Below are 19,438 nucleotides of genomic sequence, written 5' to 3'. Positions count from 1 at the left end.
GTGAGCTATGGATTGCGTTCTAAATTACAGCGATTTTCGAGTGATGCAGATCAAGCGGAGTTTAATGCTTTACTTGATATGAATGCTGCAATAGATTCAGCTATTGAAGATGATAAAATAGCAGGAACTATTTATGACGAGATGGATGAGCTCGAGAATTTTTCAGATGAAGAATGGATGCGCGAGGACCAAGGAAAAGATGAATTAGTTGGTCAGGTTGCTGAACATATCCAGTGGCGGCAAGATATTTTAAAAGATTTCTATCCTTTTGAGTATCAAGGAAATCATCTCACTTTAAAAGAAAACCCTTCTCCTGTTTATCTTTTTTGTCTATGTGTGTCGTTGGCAAATAATTTAACTAGTGGTGATAATGTAAAATTACCGCGCTACTTTGAATTAATGGCTGGAAAATTATTCACTAAGTTTTTCAGTTCTCATGCTAAACACTTACATACTGGGTGGCCACGTTCTGATGGCAATCCAAAAAGTTATAAAGAATTAGCCGAGAAACTTAATAAATCAATTTCAAGTAATACCATCGAGTGGTCATGGAAGGTGCAACATGGTCTTAAAGATGAAGATGCTATTCGCATCAAGGATTGCGGAGTAGATTTTGTTTCGTGGGTTGATTTTCTTGATGAGAGAGATGGTCGTCTTTTTGCACTAGGGCAATGCGCGTGCGGTAATGATTGGCCAACAAAATTTAATGATATTAAGATTGCAAAGCTTAATCCTTGGTTTCATCCTTTGACATTTACAAAATGTATAAAAGTTTTTTCAACGCCTTATATACTTGTAAATGAAATGATGAGAGAGGCTAGTTCTGAGGCAGGAGTGGTGTTTGATCGGGTTCGTCTGACAATTGCTTATGAAAAATTTAAAAGCGAATTTTTAGATATGCCTCATGATTTGAACGGATTAATTGATTTATGTAAGAATAGCAAATGAGCCCTTTTGGGCTCATATTTTACCAAATATCAGGTATGTTTCTAACCACCGCCTCAAAGAGAGGTGGTGGCACTGCATTTCCCACAACCTTATAACGCTCTTTCATTAAGCTAGCTTGACTTAGATGGGGGGCTTCTGGGAACAATAAATCTTTACCATGTTTAGTATATTCTCGGCTAAAGCCCTGAAGAATAGCAGCTTCTCTGTACGAGAAACGACGTGCTGGTAAGTCAGAAACAAACTCCCATTTATCAGTGTCAACTTTACGAAGTTCTGGACTAATGGGATGTAATGGAATGTGCCGCATATTGCTAACAATTGTTTTGCTTACTTCACTCCAGTCACGACGGCGATTACGAGAAAGATAATACCAATGGAAAATATCATCACAAAATTCACCTGTTGGCCAAGTGGGAAGATCTTTCAATGCTTCTTGAATTGTGATTAAAGGTGAGTTTGTATCTTCACCATGTGTTGGTGAGGGGAAATTATACTCAATATTAAAATCGTTACGGATACCAACGATAATTAGTCTTTTTCTTTCCTGTGGTACTCCGTAGTGATGAGCTTTAAGTATTTTCCACACAACGTTGTAACCGATGCCAGTGGCATTTGAAAAACGAGACAACTGGTCATCAAGTAAATGCTGGAAAGTACTATTACGCATACCAGAAACATTCTCTACAATGAATGCTTTAGGCTTAATATATGTTAAGGCTCTTGCGAACTCTTTATATAAATAATTAATTGTTCTGTCTGCTTTCCGTACACCGCCTTGGCTAAAGCCCTGGCAAGGGTAACAACCCACCAGTAAATCAGCCTCCGGGAAAGTTTCTATCTTTCTAATGTCTTGGACTAGATATTCTGTTTCTGGTTGATTCGCAAGATAAACCTCTTTGGCATATGGCAAAATATCGTTAGCCATAACGACATCAAATCCTGCTTTAACCAGGCCTGCGTCTGAACCACCGCAGCCCGAGAATAGTGATACTGCTTTAGGCATGTTCTCTCCCCAAATAATGCGGAGAGTATAACTTCTTACATGGCGACTGCCTACACCCAGTCACTCATTGAGCCAGTTATGTTTCCAAAAAATAATGCATTTCAGTGCATGAAAACGCATGGGATTTTTTTCCTGATTTTGAAATGAATGACCAGACCTGATGGTATGAATTCTCATAAAGACACCTGCATTAAAACCGACCCATGAAGCGGGCAGGCGTGGCGGGGATAGCATTGCGCGCTGGCGTGGTATTTATTTTATTTAATTTGCGCCTGAGCACATCGTGATGGTGTTTTTGGGTATGCCGTTTCGCTTGGGTGTGGTTGGCGGTGTACGCACCGTGTAGCGCGTCTGAGGACGTGAGGCGAGGGTGTAAAAAAGCCGCTATATCAGCGGCTGCAATCGGAAGTTATTCGGCGGGTGTCAGCTCGTAAGGTTTAAAGCGGATCACCTCGGCACCAATCCATTCGTTTACCTCTTTAATTCTCTCCTGCAGCGGCGTCAGCTCGTTACGCACAAACACCTGTGCGGCCTTCACTACGTCACCGAAACCACCGGTATTGTTAGGGATAACCCCCATCATCTGCGGTGGTACGCGGTGTGCGCTCATTAAGTCCTCGGCACTGGCTTTCTTGATGTTAAAGAAATCGTCTTTGGTCGCCACTTCGCTGAGCGGCACGATTTTAATCCCGTCCGGTTTGCCATTAGGTGCATAGAAAAACAGGTTCTTGAAGTTCCCCAGTCCCTTTGAACTGCGCATCGCTTCGCGCAGGGCTTCCACGTCGGTGCTGCTTTGTGCGGCGTCCGTCACATACATGATGTAACCGGCGTGCGCGCCGTTCTGGTAATACTTGCGACGGAAAAGCGTTGCCGATTCATTCAGCCAGGCTGAATTAAGGGCGCTGAGGTATTCCGGCAGGCCGTAAAGCTCCTGGTTGATATCCGGTTCCAGCAGGTGGAATACGGAGCCAGGCGCGAACTCATGCGGGGTGACAAACGACTGCACAAACCAGTAAGCGTCCTCGTTCGTCCCCTTGCGGGTGTATTTGGCCGGTGAGGTTTCCAGCCGTAACAACTTGCCGGTGACACTCATGCGCTTTTCCAGAAACGCATTGCCGAACACCAGAAAATCCAGCGCGAAGCGGCTGAAATCCTGCTGCGATAACAGCGGGTGCGGGATAAAGGTCGAGGCCAGAATATTGCGTTTCACATAAATCGGTGAGCTGTGGTGCACGGCGGCGCGCAGCGTTTTAGCCAGCCCGGTAAAACTCACCGGCGGCTCAAACCATTTGCCGTTCCCGACGCACTCGGTGTAATCCAGAATGTCACGGCGATCGAGCACCGGCGACGGCTCACCAAAGGTGAAGGCTTCCATTTTTTGCGGTGCCGCAGCCGGTGGTGTGATGGTATTTTTTGCTGCGTGATGTTTGCGTTTCTTCGCCATTAGTTGAACTCCAGAATTGAGGTTGATGCGTTGCCGCTACCGGCAGTTAATGGCTCATTTAACAGGGCGTGCATGGTTGCCCACGCGACATCGGCGTGGCTGGCTTCTTCGCTGCGGCTGGCGTCATAGGTGGCACTGCGTCCGCTGCTGGTCATGGTTTTACGGATAGCCATAAACGAGGCGGTGATATCGGTGTAACTCACGTCGTACTCCAGGCATCCGCGCGCAATCGTGTCTTTGGCTTTGAGCACCATCGCGGTTTTCACCTCGGGGCTGTAGCGGATTTCACGCGCTGCCGGGTAGAAGGCTCTGACGAGCTGGTAAACACCTTGACCGATGCCGGTCGCATCGATGCCGATATATTCGACGTGGTATTTTTCTGTCAGCTTTTTGATGGATTCGGCCTGGGTGGCAAAGTCCATCCCCTTCCACTGGTGACGCTCCAGAATGCGGAATTTCCCCCCGGCAACCACTGGCGGAGCCAGCACCACGCATCCGGCACTGTCGCCGGTGTGTGACGGGTCGTAACCAATCCACACCGGGCGATAACCAAACGGGCGTGTGGCGAACGGCTGCCAGTCATCCGCCCAGGCTTCCATACTGTCGACCATGCAGCGTTGCAGCTCCTCGAACGGAAACACCGACGCTTTGTCGTCGACAAATTCACACATGAACAAATTGCGGAAATCCTCGGCGCTGTTTTCGCGCTTTAGCGTGTCGAGGTTAAACAGGTCGCAGCCACCGGCGAGCGCATCCTCGATGGTGACAATCTGCCGCCACTGACCATCGGCGCAGGCCATGCCGTTTTTTAACGCCGTGTGGCTGATATCAAGGTCAACACACTCGCTTTTATCCGACCGGCCTTTGTTAAACAGCTCGCCTGACCAGAACGGGTACGCACCATGCGCCAGCGTCGACGGGGTCGAGAAATAGGTCGAGCGCAGGTGCTGTTGTGATGCCATTCCCGATGCCACTTTGCGCAGCTTCTGAAAGTTGGGTATCCAGAAAATCTCATCGACCAGCAGGTCACCGTTATGGCTCTGTGCGGTGTTGGAATTGGTGCCGAGGAAAATCAGTTTTGCCCCGTTGTTGCCAATGACAATCGGGTCACCGGTCAGGTCGACATCGACCAGGCGCGCAAACTGGATGATGTACTCGCGGAACACATACGCCTGCGTCTTGGACGCTGAGAGGAAAATCTGGTTATGGCCGGTTTTCAGGGCGCGTAACAGCGATTCACGCGAGAAATAAAATGTTGCGCCAATCTGGCGGGATTTGAGGATATTGCGGATACGGTGTTGCAGTCCCGCCTGATGCCAGCCGAGCTGATACTCAAAGGATTCGGCAAAGAAAATCTCCTCAAGCTTTTCGATAGCCTCGTCGCTGAAATAGTTCTTTTTCGGCTTCTTACGCACGCCTTTATTGCGGTTCGCCACGTTGGGATTTAAATCGGCCTCACTGCCGGTCTGGTTATAGCGATTCACCCGCGCCAGCCGCTCAATCTGTCGGCCTAACAGGTCGATTTCTTTGAAGTCGCCGCCGTCTTTTTTCGGCTTGGTAATCAGCTGAATTAATCGTGCTTCGAGGCTGTTTTCGACTCGGGTGATCGGCGCGATGCCGTCCCAGCCGTCGCGCTGTTTCCAGCTCTGCACTGTCGGGCGTTTCTGTCCGAGCATTTCGGCAATCTGTGGCACGGAAAACCCCTGCCAGTAGAGCAGTGACGCCTGTCGTCGTGGATCTTTAAGAATGGAGGTATCGGTGGTGATGGTCATGTTTGCCTCGCGTTATTCGACAGAGGCAAGGCTACTGAAGCGGGGTGCGATGCGCGCTAAGGTGCTGTTGTGTCAGGGGTAAGCCATCCGGGATGAATGGCAGGCCGGGTGCAGAGTCAGGAAACTAAGCCTGACCCAATCACCCCACACTCAGGACTCCTGAACATGGCAAAGAAAGTTTCTAAATGGTTCCGCATCGGCGTCGAAGGTGACACCTGCGACGGTCGCGTGATCAGCGGCACCGATATTCAGGAAATGGCCGATTCATTCGACCCGCGTGTCTACGGCGCACGCATCAATCTCGAGCACATCACCAGTGTGTTACCTGACAGCCCGTTTTGCCGTTACGGCGATGTCACCGAGCTGAAAGCCGAGACCATCGACGATGATTCCGCGCTCAACGGCAAGCTCGCGCTGTTCGCCCGCATCACCCCGCTGGCGAATCTGGTGGAAATGGTCGGCAAAGGCCAGAAGGTTTACACCTCGATGGAGATCCGCCCGAATTTCTCCAACTCCGGCAAGTGCTATCTGATTGGCCTGGCTGTCACCGACGACCCGGCAAGCCTCGGCACTGAATATCTGGAATTCTGCTCGCGTGCCAAAACCAATCCGCTTTCTGGTCGCAAGGAACGTCCGGAGGATTTGTTCTCGGTTGCCACACTGGCCGAGCTGGAATTTGAAGACCAGCCCGACACCCTGCTGAACAAACTGACCGACACCGTGAAAGGCATTTTCAGCCGTAAACAGGCTGATGACGATGCGCGTTTTAACGATGTGCACGAAGCGGTGACGGTAGTTACTGAGCAGGTGCAGGCCAACCACGACGCCACTGAGCAGCGCCTGAATGCGATGGAGCTGTCATTCAACACCCTGAAAGGCGAACTCTCCACGCTGGAAACCTCACTCGACAACACGGAGAGCTTTACGCAGCGCCGTCGCGAACCGGCAAGCGGCGGCAATGGCGACTCCGTGCTGACCAACTGTTAACCCCGAACAACCTCATTAATCAGGAAAAACAATGCGCCCACAAACCCGCTTTAAATTTAACGCCTACCTCACCCAGGTGGCGAAGCTCAACAACGTCGACGCCGGTGACATGACCAAAAAATTCAGCGTTGACCCGTCCGTCACGCAAACACTGATGAACACCATGCAGGAGTCATCTGACTTTCTGACCCGCATCAACATGGTGCCGGTCGCTGAAATGAAGGGTGAAAAAATCGGTGTCGGTGTCTCCGGCTCAATTGCCAGCACCGCCGATACCGCCAGTGGTCATGAGCGTCAGACCGAAGATTTCACCGCGCTGGAGTCCAATAAATACGAATGTGATCAGGTCAATTTCGATTTCCATATTCGTTTTCGTACCCTCGATTTATGGGCGCGTTTCCAGGACTTCCAGCTGCGTATTCGTAACGCCATTATCAAACGTCAGTCGCTTGATTTAATGATGGCCGGTTTCAACGGCATTAAGCGTGCGCCGACCTCTGACCGCAGCAAAAATCCGCTGTTGCAGGACGTGGCGGTCGGCTGGTTGCAGAAATACCGCAACGAAGCGCCTGCGCGCGTGATGAACAAACATACCGCTGAAGATGGCACTGTTTCGGATGTGATCCGCGTGGGTAAACACGGCGATTACGCCAACCTCGATGCGCTGGTGATGGATGCCACCAATACCATGATTGCGCCGTGGTATCAGGAAGACCCGGATTTGGTGGTCATCTGTGGCCGTCAGTTACTGGCCGACAAATATTTCCCGATAGTGAACCAGGAGCAGACCAACACCGAAGCGATGGCGGCGGACGTGATTGTCAGCCAGAAACGCATCGGTAACCTGCCAGCGGTACGCGTGCCGTTCTTCCCGGCGAATGGACTGATGGTGACCACGCTGGAAAACCTGTCCATTTACTACATGGATGACAGCCATCGCCGCATCATTGATGAGAACGGCAAGCTCGACCGTATCGAAAACTACGAATCCATGAACATTGATTACGTGATCGAGGATTACGCCGCTGGTTGCCTGGTTGAAAACATCCAGCTCGGTGAGTTCCCTGCGCCGCCGAAAGATGAACCGGCAGCGGAGGCATAAACCATGACGAGTCCCGCTGCACGACACATGATGCGGGTCTCGGCCATTGTGACCGCGCAGCGGGACGATAACCCGCTGCGCCATGCAAATGCTTACGAGCAGATGCTGGTCAAACTGGCCGCCGACCAGCGCATTTTAAAAAACATTCATTCCATTGAGCGCAAGGCCGACAAAAAGCGCGCGCTGTTGCCATCCTATGCGCCGTGGGTCGCCGGTGTGCTGGCCGAAGGCAAAGGCGCGCAGGATGACATCGTGATGACCGTCATGCTGTGGAAGCTCGATGCCGGTGATATTGCCGGTGCGCTGGAGATTGGCCGCTATGCCATGCAGTACGGGTTGACCATGCCCGCGCTGCACAAACGCACCACACCGTATGTGCTCGCCGAGGATGTGGCACTGGCGGCCATGCGTGCCCATGCCGCTGGTGAGTCAGTGGATGTCGCTTTGCTGCTGGCAACCCAGACCCTGACCAGCACCGCTGATATGCCCGACAAAGTGCGTGGACGCCTGCACAAAATCACTGGTCTGGTGCTCCGTGACAAAGGGATGCTGGCGGATGCCCTGGAACAGCTTAAGCGAGCCATGCAGCTCGATGCACAGGCGGGTGTGAAAAAGGACATTGAGCGCCTCGAAAGCGCGCTCAAACCTAAGCCCGTCACCGTGAAAAAACCAAAGACAAAACCGCGAGCGCGTAAACCTGAGACCACACCAGGCAAACGCGGTCGCCCCCGCAAAGTGGCTAACACCACCGCTTAAGAATGCGCCCCGCGCCGGACGGCACGCTGGTTGAGACTGGATTTATTCCTCATCGATACCGGCGTCCACCGTCCACCTATTTTGAGGTTGTCATGACGACAGTGATTATCAGCAAGCCTGAAACCCCGCAGGCTGGGGTGGTGATTCCCCCGCGCCCGGTCGCGGAAGCGGCCATCACCAATACGGCATTTTTCCCCGACGTTGATCCGCTGCGCATTCGCGAGCTGTTGCGCCTTGAGCACACCGTGACGCCGGTGCGGCTGCGTGCGGCGATTATTGACGGCATGGCGGAAACCAACGCCGAGTTACGCGACTACCGCCGTGAGCAGATGGCACTCGGGTATGAGAGCCTGGCTGCTGTACCGGCTGACGCGATTGATGGTGAAAGTGTGCGGTGTTTTTACTACCTGCAAGCCGTGACCGCGATGACCACCGCCAAGCTTTATGAGAACTATCGTGGCGTGGATGCGAGCGCCAAAGGGGATAAAAAAGCCGACAGCATCGAGAGCACCATTGATGAAATGTGGCGGGATATGCGCTGGGCGGTGTCGCGCCTCCAGGACAAATCCCGCTGCATCATCGGGCAAATCTGATGAAGGTTTTTGCGCTCCAGGGCGACACCCTCGACGCACTGTGTGCACGCCATTACCGGCGCACCGAGGGTGTGGTCGAAGCAGTGTTACTCGCCAATCCAGGTCTTGCAGAACTCGGTGAGGAGCTGCCTCACGGCACCGCGGTTGAACTGCCGGATGTCGATTCCTCACCGGTCACGGAGACCCTGAATTTATGGGACTGACAATGGAAAAAATCACCACGTTTGTCACTTACTGGCTGTCGGTGGCGCTGGCGTATTTCGGTACGCAGACGCCGGAAAAACTGGCGCTGTATGTCGGCGGGGGCTGTGCGATTTTCACCGCGCTGGTGAATTTCTGGTATCGCCGCCAGACCTTCCGCTATCTGCGCGCAATGGGGCTGAATGAGGAGGTGGTGCGTGGCATCAATCGTTAAACGTTGCAGTGTCGCGGTAGTGCTGGCGCTTGCCGTTCTGCTGCCGGATTTCTCATTACTGAAAACCTCACCCGACGGGCTGGCACTGATTGCCGACCTCGAAGGGTGTCGCCTGAAACCGTACCAGTGCAGCGCCGGTGTCTGGACATCAGGCATTGGTCACACCGCAGGCGTTACGCCAAAAGGCGATATTACCGAGCGTCAGGCCGCGCAGAACCTGGTCAGCGACGTGCTCAATGTTGAGCGCCGTCTTGCTGTTTGCGTGCCGGTCGATATGCCACAGCCGGTGTATGACGCGGTGGTGAGCTTTGCTTTTAACGTCGGCACCGGTGCGGCCTGTCGCTCAACGATGGTGAGCTACATCAAGCGTTACCAGTGGTGGCAGGTGTGTGACCAGTTCCCGCGCTGGGTGTTTGTGAATGGCGTCAGAAATACCGGGCTGGAAAACCGCCGCGCACGTGAGCGCGCTTACTGTCTCAGGGGGATGGAATGAAAACACTGATGATTTTGCTGTTGCTGGCCGTCGCCGGTCTGATGTGGATGAAGCGCGAAAACAACACGCTGACCCGCTCGTTTGAAAAGGCAAACCGTGTCGCCGGTGAGCAGCAAACCCAGATCATCATGCTGCGCAATCAGCTTGATGTTGCTGCAAAACTCAGGCAGCGGAATGAACAGGCGCAGGTCGATTTACGCAACCAGCTTGCCACCGCAAACACCCTGGCGGCGAACCGTGGCAATACCGTGACGAGGTTACTCAATGAAAATAAAGCGCTGCGTGAGTGGTATGAGTCTGATTTGCCTGATGACATTATCCGGCTGCACACCCGCCCTGCCTTCACCACCACCGCTGATTATTTACAGTGGCTGTCCGAAAGTGGCGCTGTGCAAGATACCGGCAAGCAGCCCGCACACTAACGGTGATTTAAGCGCGGACATTCGCCAGCTTGAGGCGGCACTGGTCAGTTGCGCCGCCCAGACTGAAACCACAAAACATTGCCAGGAGACACTCGATGCTCAAGCCCGCCAGTTTACGCAAAGCCCTTTGTGATGCGGCACCGGTGCTGCGAAATAACCCAGACATGCTGCGTATTTTTATCGACAGCGGGAAAATCGCCTCAACCCTTGCGACCTCGCTGTCGTTTGAAAATCAGTACACGCTGAATGTCGTGGTCACCGATTATCACGGGGATCTGGATTACCTCATCGTGCCGGTCAACGCCTGGCTGCGGGAAAATCAGCCCGACATCATGACCACCGATGAGGGGAAAAAAAGAGGCTTCACGTATATCGCCGATATTAACGACGACGAAAGTGTCGACGTGAGTATCAGCCTGATGCTGACCGAGCGCACGCTGGTTAAACAGGAAGGTGAAGCGCTGCACGTGAAGCACGTCCCTGAGCCGCCCCTGCCGGAGGATGTCACGCGGCCAACGGAACTCTACGCTCACGGAGAGCTGGTGAGTCAGTGGCATGAATGAGTTCAAACCCTTTGAGGATAAGCTCGCCGGGCTGATTGCAGCCCTATCACCGGCAGCGCGCCGCAGAATGACGGCTGAGATTGCGAAGGCGCTGAGAGCCTCACAGCAGCAACGCATCAAGCGCCAGCAGGCACCGGACGGCACGCCGTATGCCGCACGAAAACGTCAGCCGGTGAAAGGCAAAAAAGGTCGGGTTAAACGTGCGATGTTTACCAAACTGCGCACCAACCGCTATATGAAAGCGAAAGGCACCAATGACGCTGCGATCGTGGAGTTTACAGGGCGTGTGCAGCGTATGGCGCGGGTGCATCAGGAGGGTTTACGGGATAAACCCAACCGTTACAGCGAGGGCGTGCAGTATGAGGCACGCAAGTTATTGGGATTAAATCAAGGCGATAAAACTATCATTGAAAACAATATTCTCAACCATCTTTCAATTTAATCTCTTGGGCGCTCACTATAAAATTTAGATATTTATGGTGAGCTAAATGCTGAATGTCTATTCAATATATTGAAATTACATATACCCTTTATTGAATATGAAATTGACATTGTTTTTTTTATCAAAGGCAATTAAGTCAAGGCTCTCCATTTTCCATTCGAAATTATATCTCTCCGGGGAGGGGAGTTTTGCGTTTTCAAAGAGCGAGTTTACATAAGACCTGTCATCGAGTTGAGGATCGATTTGTCTAATGATTGAAGAGTAATGTTGACCCATTCTAATTAGTTGCACAGGGTGACCGGAGGTAGTTATGGGATTGTTCATGTATACCGTTCCCGGCTTCATACCTAAAGTGATATGTTTTTCATGTAACATCCACATTCTTTCTCGCTCAGTAGTCATAACCCCTGAAGCGTCTGTTTTATCAAATACACTATGATCAAATATACCTACTGCGTGAAATTTATCACGAGAGACAAAGGCAAATAATACGTCATCTGTTCTTTCAGATAATCCGCTGCTTTGAACATTCATATTTAAATGAAAGTGATGAAAACCCTTTGTATTCAATAATTGATCTTTATCTTCCCATGAGTCAACCTCACCATTAGTAACTCGCACTGATGGTGTATAACCTTTTTTATGTGCACGTTTAGAGTGATAAGGGTATATGTTTTCCCCCTTTCTGACTTTTTCCAATAATGCATTTATGCCATGCTTCAATGTTTTCCAGCGAGGATCGTTTGTTACTTCTGGTGCAATCTGCACTTTTCTACGACGAGCAGGTACAATTCTTGTTTTCCAGTGCATATACGCAATCAGAACACCATTCAGCCCTTGGCTTTCAAGCTCAAGAATAGTGGTTTTTTCATCTGGAAAAAATGGTAACTCTTTAATTAGGGCTGCCATCAACTTCTTGATTCTTTTGGACTCTTCCATAACTCCCTCAATTTAATACATTAATAAATCAATCATATTTTGTGAGTTATATTTCACTTGGTCAAGTTCAAACATGATGTTTCATAGACAAGGTCTCATTATGTAAATCGTTGTTCCATCGCTGAACAAATTGAACTTCATTGTTGCCAGCAGCTCACGACGGCATCCTTTCCTCATGAACACACTCCCATCACTTCAGGATCTCGCGCGCCTGCTGCGCAACCTTATCCGCATCGGCATCGTGACTGACGTCGACACTGCGCGGGCATTATGCCGTGTGGAAACTGGCGGTATCACAACCGACTGGCTGCACTGGCTGACGTCCCGCGCCGGTCGCTCGCGCACCTGGTGGGCACCGTCTGTCGGTGAGCAGGTTCTGTTGCTGGCGATTGGCGGCGAACTGGATACCGCTTTCGTGCTGCCTGGCATTTATTCCGATGACAATCCCGCACCGTCAGCCTCTGCCGATGCGCTGCATATTTCTTTCCCTGATGGTGCCGTGATTGAGTACGAACCGCAGACCGGCGCACTGACCGTGAGCGGTATTAAAACCGCCTCAGTCACTGCGTCCGAATCTGTTGTCGTGACGGTGCCGGTTGTGACGGTTAAAGCCAGCCAGAAAATCACCCTCGATACGCCGGAAGTGGTCTGCACCAACAAACTGACCACCGGCACGCTTGAAGTCAAAAAAGGCGGCAAGATGAGCGGCAACATCGAGCACAGCGACGGTACGTTTAAATCCAACGGCGTGCAGGTGGATAAGCATAAGCATGGCGGCGTTGAGCGCGGCGGAAGTCTGACGGAGGGCACACAATGACGGCTCGTTATCTCGGCATGGATCGTGCCACCGGTCTGAGTTTGTCCGATTCCGGACATATCAGTCAGAGCGTGCGCGACATTCTGATCACCCCCATCGGCTCGCGTGTCATGCGCCGCGATTACGGCTCGCTGCTCTCGGCACTGATTGACCAGCCTGATAACCCCGCATTACGCCTGCAAATTATGTCGGCCTGCTACATGGCCATCCTGAAATGGGAGCCGCGTATCCGGCTGACGGCCATCACCTTTGAGAGCACAACCGCAGGCGCGTTATTTGTCGATATCACCGGCACGCGTACCGGCACCGGCGGCGCGCCTTTTTCTTTAACCATTCCCCTGAGCTGAGATTATGGCAACCATTGACCTGAGCCAGTTACCGCCCCCGGATGTGGTCGAGGTACTGGACTATGAAACCCTGTTAGCCGAGCGCAAAGCGACACTGATTTCCCTGTATCCGGAAGAGGAGCAGGAAGCCGTTGCGCGGGTGCTGGCGCTGGAATCCGACCCCATCGTCAAGCTGCTGGAGGAGAACGCGTATCGTGAGCTGTTGTTACGCCAGCGGGTTAACGAGTCGGCGCTGGCGGTGATGCTGGCATTTTCCAGGGCAAACGACCTCGATGTGCTCGGCGCAAACAATAACGTCACGCGCCTGGTCATTACACCCGCCGATGACACGGCCATCCCACCGGTGGCGGCGGTGATGGAATCGGACAGTGATTTCCGTCTGCGTATTCAGCAGTCCTTTGAAGGGTTAAGCGTGGCGGGGCCGGTCGGGGCGTATCAGTTTCATGGCCGCAGTGCCGACGGGCAGGTCGCGGATGTGTCGGTGATCAGCCCGTCACCGGCCTGCGTGACGATTTCCGTGCTCTCGCGTGAAGGGAACGGCACCGCCAGTGATGAGCTGGTGAACATTGTCAGCCTTGCCCTGAATGATGAGAACGTGCGCCCGGTGGCTGACCGTGTGACGGTGCAGTCGGCGGTCATTGTCGACTATGAAATTGACGCGACACTTTACCTTTACCCTGGACCCGAACTGGAGCCGGTGAGGCAGGCTGCCGAGGCCAAACTGAAAGCCTATATCAGCGCGCAGCACCGCCTCGGGCGCGATATTCGCAAATCAGCCATTTACGCCGCCCTGCATGTGGAAGGTGTGCAGCGTGTCGAGCTGGCAAAACCGCAGGCCGACATCGTGCTCGATGACACTCAGGCCTCGTACTGTACGGATTACCAAATCGTTATCGGGGGTGCTGATGAATAACGTCCGGCTGCTGCCGGTTGGCTCCTCTGAGCTTGAGCTGGCCGCCGCAAAAGCCTGTGCCGAACTGACGCGCGTCCCGGTGCCGCTGCGCCAGCTCTGGAACCCGCTGGAATGTCCCGCACCGCTGCTGCCGTATCTGGCGTGGGCGTTTTCGGTTGACCGCTGGGATGAGAACTGGACGGAAGAAGCCAAACGCAACGTGATCCAGACCGCCAAATACATTCACAAACACAAAGGCACCATCGGCGCTATCCGCCGTGTGGTGGAGCCGCTCGGCTATCTGATTAATGTCACCGAGTGGTGGCAGAGCAACGATATACCTGGCACGTTTCGTCTTGATATTGGCGTGCTGGAAAGCGGCATTACCGAGGAAATGTACCTCGAAATGGAGCGCCTGATTGCTGATGCAAAAGCCGCCAGCCGTCACCTGACTGGCCTGAACATTACCCAGGATGTCAGGGGCGAATTTTACGTCGGTGGCCTGAGCTATGACGGCGACATTATTACCGTGTACCCCGGATAAAGAGACCATGATGACCGTGAAATATAAAACACTCGTTACCACCGCCGGGGCGGCAAAGCTTGCTGCTGCCACCGCAGGCGGCACACTGATTAGCCTGACGCACATGGCTGTCGGGGATGGAGGCGGCTCGCTGCCGGAGCCGGATGTCAGCCAGACAGCCCTCATCCGTGAAAAATGGCGTGCAGAGCTGAATAAAATCAGCATCGATGTCAATCACGATAATTACGTGGTGGCCGAGCTGGTTATTCCGCCGGAACGGGGCGGATTCTGGATGCGGGAAATGGGCTTGTTTGATGCTGATGGTACACTCATCGCCATTGCCAATATGGCCGAAAGCTACAAGCCGAAACTGGCTGAGGGTTCAGGCCGCGCGCAAACCGTGCGTATGGTGATTATGGTCAGTGCCATTGAGTCGGTTGACCTGACCATCGACACCACCACGGTGATGGCGACCCAGGACTACGTTGATAATCAACTCGCGGAACATGAACGCTCGCGCCGACATCCTGATGCCACGCTGGAGGCTAAGGGTTTTACCCAACTGAGCAGCGCGACCGACAGTGACAGCGAGGTGCTGGCCGCCACGCCGAAAGCGGTGAAAGCCGCATTTGATATGGGCGATAAGGCGAACAAAAATGCCGACAGCCGCCTGCTCAAAGAAAACAACCTGTCGGATTTACCTGATGCTGGTCAGGCTCGCCAGCATCTCGGGCTGAAAGGTGCGGCGGTGATGGATACCGGCACCACGGCGGGAACGGTGGCGGCGGGAGACGATGCGCGTATTGTTAACGCCCTGCAGAAAGACAAAAACCTTTCTGATGTGGAAAACAAGGAACAGGCGCGGGAAAACCTCGGGCTGAAATCCGCCGCCTTGTGTGACGCTCAGACCTCAAGCGCGGATGTCACTCCCGGGCGCGTGCTCGTCAACGGAGGCACATTCTCCATTGGCGCTAATCAGGTTCAAATGTTGGTGGGGGATGCCAGTTTCCGGTTCAGTGCTAATGGCGACTTCACCGCTACGCGCGCGATTAACATCGGCGACAGTGACACCGGCTTCCTGGCAAATGGTGACGGGCGCACGTTTATTCGTGCTGACAATGCCAATATTGGTTGGTGGAACAGCAGCAAATTTGTACTCGACAGATATTTTCTGGCTAATGCCGGATTGCAGACGCCGGCAATTGAGCTGACAGGGGGTAATGCGATTGTCGACTTCCACCTGAGAAACGACTCCGATGATTTTAACGTCAGACTCTACAACGATGCCGATAATCAGTTACTGCTGCAAAGCAGAAGCGGCAGAGCAATCCTGAATAACCAGGGGAAGTATATCGGACTGGCTGCTGCGGGTGCCTGGAATACGGAATATGGCAACCAGACCCACTCACCCTTTAATGCCTCGTATTTAAATGTCGGCGATGGTGATACGTGGTGCCCGATGATGACGGGAGGAGTGCAAAAAAATACCGGTTTCCCTACCTTTACCTCGTTTGGTCAATACATTCCGGCTGGCAATGGGTTCGGCTGCCCGGTTATTACGGCTATTGGGGATAATGGTCAGTGGGCACGATGGATGTTTGATTTCGCATCAGGTGGGATTTCTTATTTCAACCAGGCGGGTGGCAGAAGTGTCGCTTTTCAGGACTGGGTCAACGGGCGTGTAGGTGAAGTGCAAAACTGGGTCAATGGACGTGTCAATGATGTGGTCAATCAGTCCGATGGTCGTTACATCATGGACGTGGCACGCGGCGGGCAGGCGATGTCAAATCCCGGTCACGGTCAGGAACAGGTCTGGGAAACCCCGGATGGGTGCTTTATGACTGGACTATCCATGCGTAGTGACCTGGGGGATTGCCGAAACATGGGTAAATATTATCGCGCTCTTGTAGTGCGTACTTATAGCGGCAGCTGGCGGCAGGTCGGGAGTATTGCGTAATGATCCAGTTTAAAAATATCCGTATTTCAAAGCGGGTGATTGAGAAAGGCATGGCCTTACCCTTTATCTATTTTGAAGATGACAAGGGGCGAGACTGGTACACACTGCGTGATAAAACCTGGACAGGTAAAACGGCATTTATCGCGGTTGCACCAGATGGTTTTATCACTACCGGTGCACTGAATCCCAATTTCCTGACGCTTCATGAAGGTCTGAGCGTTTACGAAATTAACGCGGCTGACTACCAGGCTGATATCGGGAGCAAGCCCTATGTTTTCAAAGACGGGAAAATTTCAGCATTTACGTTACCCCCGCAGGAACTGGCGGGCATCACCCAAAACGAACTGCTGATTCAGGCCACTAAAGCGATCGCGCCACTTCAGGACGCGGTTGATGTGGGTATCGCAACCGGGGAAGAAACCGAACTGCTGACCGAGTGGAAACGCTTCCGGGTGATGGTCAGTCGTGTGGACACCACGCTTGCACCTGCCATTGAATGGCCGGTCGCGCCAGATACAAAGTAACAGGCACAAAAAAGCCCGCGCAAAGCGGGCTAGTCATACGGACATTCCTGATAATCATCTTCTTCATCATCGACAAACCACAGACACCAAAAATACCCTGCCAGTAACCAGACGACCAGTGCCGCCACTCCCCATAACACGTATTGCATGCGTCGCCTCCCTTAATGCCGGAAACGATAACGGCAATACGCCTTTATAGATAATGGATATAAACGATCAATTCTCGCTAATTGATCGCTCTCACCGATCAATCGCCGTCACATTTTTCCCGTTGATTTTGCTCTGTTTTCTGGTTTGTTGTGCCTTATGTGAGCGAGCGCTGATTGCTCGCACGCTGACGGCACAACACCTGAAAATAGACACTTCTGAAAACTACGGAGTGACCCGGATGGCTGACTATCACCACGGCGTGCAGGTTATTGAAATCAATGACGGCACGCGTGTTATTTCCACGGTCTCGACGGCGGTCATCGGTATGGTGTGTACCGCCAGCGATGCCGACGCGCAGACCTTTCCCCTTAATGAGCCGGTGTTAATTACTAATGTGCAGACGGCCATTGGCAAAGCCGGAACCAAAGGCACGCTGGCAGCGTCTTTGCAGGCGATTGCTGACCAGTGCAAACCGGTCACGATTGTGGTGCGCGTCGAAGAAGGTGATGGCGAGGATGAAGACGCCGCCCGCGCGCAGACCATCAGCAATATCATTGGTGGCACCGATGTGAACGGTAAATACACCGGCATTAAAGCGCTGCTGACCGCTTCAGCCGTGACCGGCGTGAAACCGCGCATTCTCGGCGTGCCGGGGCTGGATTCGCAGGAAGTGGCGGTTGCGCTGGCCTCGGTGTGCGTCAGCCTGCGCGCCTTTGGCTATGTCAGTGCGTGGAACTGCAAAACGATTTCTGACGCCATCAAGTACCGCGACAATTTCAGCCAGCGTGAGCTGATGGTTATCTGGCCGGACTTTGTCGCCTGGGATACGGAGACGAACGCCAGTGCTCCGGCGTATGCCACGGCGCGTGCACTCGGTTTGCGTGCCTTTATTGACCAGACCGTCGGCTGGCACAAAACCCTGTCTAACGTCGGGGTGCAGGGTGTCACCGGTATCAGTGCTTCGGTGTTCTGGGATTTGCAGGCCTCCGGCACCGATGCTGACCTGCTCAATGAGGCAGGGGTCACGACCCTTATCCGCAAAGATGGTTTCCGCTTCTGGGGTAACCGCACCTGTTCTGACGACCCGTTATTCCTGTTTGAGAACTACACCCGCACCGCGCAGGTCATCGCCGACACGATGGCTGAGGGGCATATGTGGGCGGTGGATAAGCCGATCACACCGGTGCTCATCCGCGACATTGTTGACGGTATCAAGGCCAAATTCCGCGAGCTAAAAACCGCCGGTTACATCGTCGATGCAGATTGCTGGTTTGATGAAACCGCCAACGATAAAGAATCCCTGAAAGCCGGGAAACTCTATCTCGATTACGACTACACGCCGGTGCCACCACTGGAAAACCTCACCCTGCGTCAGCGCATCACCGATAAATATCTGGTGAACCTGATCGCCTCGGTCAACGGATAAGGAGCGCTGAATCATGGCAATGCCCCGCAAGCTTAAATCACTCAACCTGTTTAACGACGGCCTCAGTTACATGGGCGTGGTGTCCTCTGTGACGCTGCCGAAACTGACCCGCAAGCTGGAGAATTATCGCGGCGGCGGGATGAACGGTGCCGCGCCGGTGGATTTTGGTCTCGACGATGATGCACTCACGATTGAGTGGACGCTCGGCGGTTTCCCGGATGAAGAACTCTGGGCGCAGTACGCACTGCCGGGAGCGTCCAGTGTGCCGCTGCGTTTTGCAGGCTCCTACCAGCGCGACGACACCGAAGAAGAAACCGCCGTCGAGGTGGTGGTGCGTGGACGTCACAAAGAATTTGACGGCGGCGACAGCAAACAGGGTGAGGACACCGAAACCAAAATCACCACGGTATGCACCTACTACAAGCTGACGATGAACGGTAAAGAGCTGATTGAAATCGACACCCTCAACATGATTGAGAAAGTGAACGGCGTCGACCGTCTGGAGCAGCGCCGCCGCAATATCGGTCTGGCTTAAAGTATTGACCGGTCAGCCAGGCTGGCCGGTTATCCCGAGTTAACTCCACGGAGAAAAAACCATGAGCAACGCTAAAAAATACAAGAACACTTCTGATAACCCGAACATTGTGACCCTGGTGAAGCCGGTTAAACGCGGTGAGATTGTGATTGAAACGGTCACCCTGATTAAGCCGACCGCAGGCACCCTGCGCGGGGTGAGTCTCGCTGATGTCGCCAGCTCGGATGTGAACGCGCTGATTAAAGTGCTGCCGCGCATGACTTACCCGAGTCTGACCGAGTCGGATGTTGCCGCACTGGAGTTGCCGGACATGATGACGCTGGCCGCGAAGGTGATCGGTTTTTTGGCTCCGGCTTCGGCGGCTTAAGCTTCCCGTCGGGTTTATCGG

25 protein-coding genes are annotated in these 19,438 nt (G+C 53.0%); 21 read left to right on the top strand and 4 right to left on the bottom strand.

The window, feature by feature from the left end; genetic code table 11:
• A complete protein-coding gene (locus MES37_RS05860; protein ID WP_237930470.1) occupies positions 1 to 948 on the top strand; it encodes a hypothetical protein in 948 nt (315 codons plus the stop codon).
• A 19-nt stretch (positions 949 to 967) separates the two neighbouring features.
• Here the strand turns inward: MES37_RS05860 and MES37_RS05855 are convergent, their stop codons facing one another.
• The 3 genes from MES37_RS05855 to MES37_RS05845 form a co-directional block, all read right to left on the bottom strand.
• Positions 968 to 1,951, bottom strand: a complete 984-nt coding sequence (locus MES37_RS05855) for a DNA cytosine methyltransferase (RefSeq protein ID WP_237930468.1) — start codon at positions 1,949 to 1,951, stop codon at positions 968 to 970.
• 409 nt (positions 1,952 to 2,360) lie between these two features.
• Positions 2,361 to 3,395: a phage portal protein gene (locus MES37_RS05850; RefSeq protein WP_237930466.1), complete on the bottom strand. Its 1,035-nt coding sequence runs from the start codon at positions 3,393 to 3,395 to the stop codon at positions 2,361 to 2,363.
• The gene (locus MES37_RS05845) at positions 3,395 to 5,167 is read right to left on the bottom strand and encodes a terminase ATPase subunit family protein (RefSeq protein WP_237930463.1); all 1,773 of its coding nucleotides are present in this window, start codon (positions 5,165 to 5,167) and stop codon (positions 3,395 to 3,397) included. Before MES37_RS05845 ends, MES37_RS05850 begins: the two co-directional genes overlap by 1 nt.
• Positions 5,168 to 5,332: 165 nt before the next feature.
• On the opposite strand from MES37_RS05845, the gene MES37_RS05840 reads away from it, so the two are divergent.
• The 11 genes from MES37_RS05840 (at position 5,333) to MES37_RS05790 (ending at position 10,940) form a co-directional block, all read left to right on the top strand.
• Positions 5,333 to 6,154, top strand: a complete 822-nt coding sequence (locus MES37_RS05840; RefSeq protein ID WP_237930461.1) for a GPO family capsid scaffolding protein — start codon at positions 5,333 to 5,335, stop codon at positions 6,152 to 6,154.
• Between the two features lie 31 nt (positions 6,155 to 6,185).
• Positions 6,186 to 7,256, top strand: coding sequence for a phage major capsid protein, P2 family (locus tag MES37_RS05835; RefSeq protein ID WP_237930459.1), 1,071 nt, complete (start codon positions 6,186 to 6,188; stop codon positions 7,254 to 7,256).
• Between the two features lie 3 nt (positions 7,257 to 7,259).
• Positions 7,260 to 8,012, top strand: a complete 753-nt coding sequence (locus tag MES37_RS05830) for a phage terminase small subunit (RefSeq protein ID WP_237930456.1) — start codon at positions 7,260 to 7,262, stop codon at positions 8,010 to 8,012.
• A gap of 92 nt (positions 8,013 to 8,104) precedes the next feature.
• On the top strand, positions 8,105 to 8,605 hold the full coding sequence (locus MES37_RS05825) for a head completion/stabilization protein (RefSeq protein WP_237930454.1): 501 nt from the start codon (positions 8,105 to 8,107) through the stop codon (positions 8,603 to 8,605).
• Positions 8,605 to 8,808: a tail protein X gene (locus MES37_RS05820; RefSeq protein WP_121814369.1), complete on the top strand. Its 204-nt coding sequence runs from the start codon at positions 8,605 to 8,607 to the stop codon at positions 8,806 to 8,808. Before MES37_RS05825 ends, MES37_RS05820 begins: the two co-directional genes overlap by 1 nt.
• Positions 8,799 to 9,020, top strand: a complete 222-nt coding sequence (locus MES37_RS05815) for a primosomal protein (protein WP_115631019.1) — start codon at positions 8,799 to 8,801, stop codon at positions 9,018 to 9,020. The genes MES37_RS05820 and MES37_RS05815 overlap by 10 nt, the downstream gene beginning before the upstream one ends.
• A complete protein-coding gene (locus MES37_RS05810) occupies positions 9,004 to 9,513 on the top strand; it encodes a lysozyme (RefSeq protein ID WP_121815266.1) in 510 nt (169 codons plus the stop codon). Before MES37_RS05815 ends, MES37_RS05810 begins: the two co-directional genes overlap by 17 nt.
• The gene (gene lysB, locus MES37_RS05805; protein WP_237930452.1) at positions 9,510 to 9,935 is read left to right on the top strand and encodes an Rz-like lysis system protein LysB; all 426 of its coding nucleotides are present in this window, start codon (positions 9,510 to 9,512) and stop codon (positions 9,933 to 9,935) included. The genes MES37_RS05810 and lysB overlap by 4 nt, the downstream gene beginning before the upstream one ends.
• Positions 9,823 to 10,068 (top strand): Rz1-like lysis system protein LysC, encoded by a 246-nt coding sequence (gene lysC / locus MES37_RS05800; protein ID WP_237930450.1) that lies wholly within the window; start codon positions 9,823 to 9,825, stop codon positions 10,066 to 10,068. Before lysB ends, lysC begins: the two co-directional genes overlap by 113 nt.
• Positions 10,031 to 10,498, top strand: a complete 468-nt coding sequence (locus tag MES37_RS05795) for a phage tail protein (protein ID WP_237930441.1) — start codon at positions 10,031 to 10,033, stop codon at positions 10,496 to 10,498. The genes lysC and MES37_RS05795 overlap by 38 nt, the downstream gene beginning before the upstream one ends.
• Positions 10,491 to 10,940 carry a phage virion morphogenesis protein gene (locus MES37_RS05790; protein ID WP_237930439.1) on the top strand — a complete coding sequence of 150 codons (450 nt, stop codon included), beginning with the start codon at positions 10,491 to 10,493 and terminating at the stop codon, positions 10,938 to 10,940. Before MES37_RS05795 ends, MES37_RS05790 begins: the two co-directional genes overlap by 8 nt.
• Before the next feature lie 75 nt (positions 10,941 to 11,015).
• On the opposite strand, the gene MES37_RS05785 is transcribed toward MES37_RS05790, so the two are convergent.
• Positions 11,016 to 11,879 carry a hypothetical protein gene (locus MES37_RS05785; RefSeq protein ID WP_237930420.1) on the bottom strand — a complete coding sequence of 288 codons (864 nt, stop codon included), beginning with the start codon at positions 11,877 to 11,879 and terminating at the stop codon, positions 11,016 to 11,018.
• A 175-nt stretch (positions 11,880 to 12,054) separates the two neighbouring features.
• On the opposite strand from MES37_RS05785, the gene MES37_RS05780 reads away from it, so the two are divergent.
• The 9 genes from MES37_RS05780 to MES37_RS05740 all read left to right on the top strand — a co-directional run bounded on the left by MES37_RS05780 (position 12,055) and on the right by MES37_RS05740 (position 19,417).
• Positions 12,055 to 12,696, top strand: a complete 642-nt coding sequence (locus tag MES37_RS05780; RefSeq protein WP_237930418.1) for a phage baseplate assembly protein V — start codon at positions 12,055 to 12,057, stop codon at positions 12,694 to 12,696.
• A complete protein-coding gene (locus MES37_RS05775) occupies positions 12,693 to 13,043 on the top strand; it encodes a GPW/gp25 family protein (protein WP_121815272.1) in 351 nt (116 codons plus the stop codon). The genes MES37_RS05780 and MES37_RS05775 overlap by 4 nt, the downstream gene beginning before the upstream one ends.
• A gap of 4 nt (positions 13,044 to 13,047) precedes the next feature.
• Entirely contained in the window at positions 13,048 to 13,956 is a 909-nt protein-coding gene (locus tag MES37_RS05770; protein WP_237930409.1) for a baseplate assembly protein, read from the top strand.
• Positions 13,949 to 14,479 carry a phage tail protein I gene (locus MES37_RS05765; RefSeq protein WP_237930400.1) on the top strand — a complete coding sequence of 177 codons (531 nt, stop codon included), beginning with the start codon at positions 13,949 to 13,951 and terminating at the stop codon, positions 14,477 to 14,479. The genes MES37_RS05770 and MES37_RS05765 overlap by 8 nt, the downstream gene beginning before the upstream one ends.
• A 10-nt stretch (positions 14,480 to 14,489) precedes the next feature.
• Positions 14,490 to 16,415 carry a phage tail protein gene (locus MES37_RS05760; protein ID WP_237930560.1) on the top strand — a complete coding sequence of 642 codons (1,926 nt, stop codon included), beginning with the start codon at positions 14,490 to 14,492 and terminating at the stop codon, positions 16,413 to 16,415.
• Positions 16,415 to 16,939, top strand: a complete 525-nt coding sequence (locus MES37_RS05755; RefSeq protein ID WP_237930398.1) for a tail fiber assembly protein — start codon at positions 16,415 to 16,417, stop codon at positions 16,937 to 16,939. Before MES37_RS05760 ends, MES37_RS05755 begins: the two co-directional genes overlap by 1 nt.
• 388 nt (positions 16,940 to 17,327) lie before the next feature.
• On the top strand, positions 17,328 to 18,515 hold the full coding sequence (locus MES37_RS05750) for a phage tail sheath protein (RefSeq protein ID WP_237930396.1): 1,188 nt from the start codon (positions 17,328 to 17,330) through the stop codon (positions 18,513 to 18,515).
• A gap of 13 nt (positions 18,516 to 18,528) precedes the next feature.
• Positions 18,529 to 19,050, top strand: coding sequence for a phage major tail tube protein (locus MES37_RS05745; RefSeq protein WP_237930378.1), 522 nt, complete (start codon positions 18,529 to 18,531; stop codon positions 19,048 to 19,050).
• A gap of 61 nt (positions 19,051 to 19,111) precedes the next feature.
• Positions 19,112 to 19,417, top strand: coding sequence for a phage tail assembly protein (locus tag MES37_RS05740; RefSeq protein ID WP_121814354.1), 306 nt, complete (start codon positions 19,112 to 19,114; stop codon positions 19,415 to 19,417).
• The last annotated feature ends 21 nt before the right edge of the window (positions 19,418 to 19,438 follow it).

Origin of the sequence: Buttiauxella sp. S19-1, assembly GCF_022134725.1 — a bacterium.
GTDB classification, from domain to species: Bacteria; Pseudomonadota; Gammaproteobacteria; order Enterobacterales; family Enterobacteriaceae; genus Buttiauxella; species Buttiauxella ferragutiae.
Note: the sequence above shows the minus strand (reverse complement) of the source record. Positions and strands in the feature narration are given on the sequence as shown.